The organism is Sphaerisporangium sp. NPDC049002 (genome assembly GCF_040649355.1).
Taxonomy (GTDB): Bacteria; Actinomycetota; Actinomycetes; order Streptosporangiales; family Streptosporangiaceae; genus Sphaerisporangium.
In genome coordinates this window covers 1-3,114 of sequence record NZ_JBEZFH010000383.1, presented here as the reverse complement: position 1 = coordinate 3,114, position 3,114 = coordinate 1, and the positions used below count along the sequence as shown (strand labels likewise).

The 3,114-nt window shown below is 71.3% G+C and carries 2 protein-coding genes and 1 pseudogene; 2 read left to right on the top strand and 1 reads right to left on the bottom strand.

Going from position 1 to position 3,114, the window contains the following annotated elements; translation table 11 throughout:
- Positions 1-308 precede the first annotated feature (308 nt).
- Positions 309-590, bottom strand: coding sequence for a DUF3040 domain-containing protein (locus AB0B89_RS35725; RefSeq protein ID WP_358562001.1), 282 nt, complete (start codon positions 588-590; stop codon positions 309-311).
- Positions 591-996: 406 nt separating this feature from the next.
- Here AB0B89_RS35725 and AB0B89_RS35720 point away from each other — a divergent pair, with 406 nt between their 5' ends.
- Together AB0B89_RS35720 and AB0B89_RS35715 are read left to right on the top strand one after the other, a co-directional pair.
- Positions 997-1,134, top strand: a complete 138-nt coding sequence (locus AB0B89_RS35720) for a hypothetical protein (RefSeq protein WP_358561998.1) — start codon at positions 997-999, stop codon at positions 1,132-1,134.
- A 272-nt stretch (positions 1,135-1,406) separates the two neighbouring features.
- Positions 1,407-3,114, top strand: a pseudogene (locus tag AB0B89_RS35715) (peptidase); the annotation flags it as partial.

Here is a 3,114-nt window from a genome sequence, read left to right as displayed (position 1 = left end):
CTCCGTGCGATCGGCGACGACGACGGGGCTCGGGTCCTCGCTGGCGTACCTTCTGAGCCGCGCCGAGCGGAGCGTCAACCGGGACCTGGCCTCGGCCCCACATCCCTGAGGGGACCCAATACAGCGCTCCGGCCACCCGTGGGCACGCTCCCATACCCCAAGAGAGCGCTTTCTCCCATCCTTGCAGGCTCGGTCGTGTCGCGGGCCTGGACATCGCACGCTTCCGCGGCGAGCCGGCCCGTACGTACAACGGGAGACCCGCCGCGGCAGAGGGCGGAAGGCGCGGACGGTGGCGCGCGGCCTTGCTCTCACATCGGCAGCGCGGCCGCCGCGTCGTGGTGGAACACCATGATCAGCAGTGTCGCCACCAGGGTGGCGATCAGCAGCCAGCTCACCAGGATGATGATCGACGACCTGCTCAGACGCCGCCGGCCACGGGCCTCGCGGGCGGCCCGCTTCTGTTCTCCGGCCGCCTTGCGCTGCACGCGCTCGTTGAACGACTCAAGCCGGGCGGCGAGTCGTGGATCGGCATCAATGAGATAACTCTCGATCTGGGCAAGCATTCGCTCCTCGTCCTGCGACCAAGGCACGCCGCACCTCCCGGCAACGCAAGCGGTGTGCCGACGTTCTGCCCGCCCCCAAGATCTTTAGCCATACCATGCCGTCCTTTTTACCGCCAGTTTTGAGGTTGCGATCTTTGTCGAACTTTCGTTCTATGCGCTGGGACGACGCGCTCCCGACCGGCACCCGCCGTGCCTCTCTTCGCCCCGTGGCGCGGTGACCCACGACCTTCGACGGGGTCCCCTCCCCCGCCGCCGCGCGCCACGTCCGCCCGTCCCGGCCCCGGGTGGCGGCGGGCCGGGGCGGCTCACGCTACTGCGAGCCGCGAAAGACGCTTATGGGTGATTCGCTCCGCTGTTGGGTATTTAACGCGAGTGATGCGCCGAATATGGCGCATTGTCAGTCAATGGTCGGTCCATGAGAACAGGGGGAATCATGGCGGGAACACGAAAGAAATCCACCAAGGCCACAGGAAAGGCCAAGAAGGCGGCCATCAAGGCCACGCGCGAGACCAAGCAGACCAAACGCGAGGACGACGACAAGCGACCCGCGGAGCGCGAAGAGGCCCGGTGACGCGGGTCATGACGCGACGATCCCGGCGAGCTGTGTGACGGGGCCGTCATAGCCCGCGAACCGGGCCTCGGCAACAGCGCATGATCAGGCACTCTCCCTCCGGCCACCGCGTGGACTTGTGGATCCGGCCCGTCAAGTACGGCGACCGCTCCCCATGGCCCGCTCGACGGTCCTTCGGGCCTTCGCGGCGCCGAAGAGGGGGCGTTCACGGTCTCGACGCGGCGGCCCGGGTGCCTGATCATGGAGACCCCGGCCCCCGAACGCGAGGATCGATGTCCGCTTACCTCCGTTTCCCCACGATCTTCGGCGAGGTCGTCGTCTTCGCCGCCGAGGACGACCTGTGGATGGTCTCCGCCGACGGCGGGAGGGCCTTCCGCCTGACCGCCGGGGTCGCCGAGGCCGGGTATCCCCGCTTCTCCCCCGACGGCACCAAGATCGCCTTCGTCGGCCGCGAGGAGGGGCCCGAGGAGGTCTACGTCATGCCGGCCGAGGGCGGCGCCGGACAGCGGATGACCTACGACGGCGCCCTGTGCACGGTCACCGGCTGGGACCCGGGCGGCGCGGTGGTCTACGCGAGCGACGAGGGCCAGCCCTTCGGCCGCCGCCGATGGCTCCACCGGGTCGACCCCGGCGGCGTCTCCCAACGCCTGCCGTACGGGCCGGCCAACTCCATCTCCTACGGCCCCGGCGGGGCGATCGTGCTCGGCCGCAACACCGCCGACCCGGCGCGGTGGAAGCGCTACCGGGGAGGCACCGTCGGCGACCTGTGGGTCGACCGGGAGGGCAGGGGCGAGTTCGCCCGGCTGATCTCCCTGGCGGGCAACCTCGCCTCGCCCTGCTGGGTGGGCGAGCGCATCTACTTCCTGTCCGACCACGAGGGCATCGGCAACGTCTATTCCTGCACCCCCGCCGGTGAGGACCTCCAGCGCCACACCGACCACGGCGACTACTACGCCCGCAACCTCGCGAGCGACGGGCGGCGGCTGGTCTACCACGCGGCGGCCGAATTGTACGTGCTCGACCCGGCCGAGGGCGAGGCGCGCCCGGTCGAGGTGCGCCTGGGCAGCTCGCGCACCCAGCGCAACCGCCGCTTCGTCCCCGCCGGACGCTACCTCGACAGCGCCACCCTCACCCCCGACGGCAGCGGCCTGGCGATCACCACGCGCGGCAAGGCGTACTCCTTCGGAAACTGGGAGGGGCCGGTCCGCCAGCACGGTGAGCCCGACGGCGTGCGCTACCGCCTGCTGACCTGGCTCAACGACCGCGAGCGGCTGGTGGCGGCGGCCAGCGACGACGGCGACCGCGAGGTCCTGGTCGTGCTGACCGCCGACGGCAGCGCACCCCCGGTACGCCTGTCCGCCCTGGACACCGGGCGGGCGATCGACCTGTCGGTGTCGCCGGGCGCCGACCGCGTCGCGGTGACCAACCACCGCAACGAGCTCCTCATCGTCACCCTGCCCGAGCCGGGGGCCGAGGACACCGGCGGACAGGCGACGCTGAAGGTCGCCGACAGCAGCAGGTTCGGCCGCGTGGAGGACGCCGTCTGGTCCCCCGAGGGTGACTGGCTCGCCTACACCTTCCCCGACACCGCGCAGACCACGGCCATCAAGCTCTGCAGGGTCGCCACCGGGGAGACCTACCGGGCCACCCGCCCGGTGCTGCGCGACAGCAGGCCCGCCTTCGACCCCGAGGGCAGGTACCTGTACTTCATCGGGCAGCGCGTCTTCAACCCGGTCTACGACTCGCTGCAGTTCGACCTGGGCTTCCCGCTCGGCACCCGGCCGTACGCCGTCGCGCTGCGGTCCGGCGTCGGCTCGCCGTTCGTGCCCGAGCCGAGGCCGCTGACCGGCGACGACCCTCCCGCCAAGGACGCCCCCGACGACGCCGCCCCCGATAAGGAGGCCTCCGACGCGACCGCCCCGGGCAAGGACGGCGTCCGCGCCGGCGAGGCCGAGCTCCCCGCCTCGGGCGAGAGCGCCC

What these genes read in the sequence shown, in the direction of transcription:
- AB0B89_RS35720 (WP_358561998.1), top strand. Translation starts at nt 997, where the DNA reads ATGGCGGGAACACGAAAGAAATCCACCAAGGCCACAGGAAAGGCCAAG.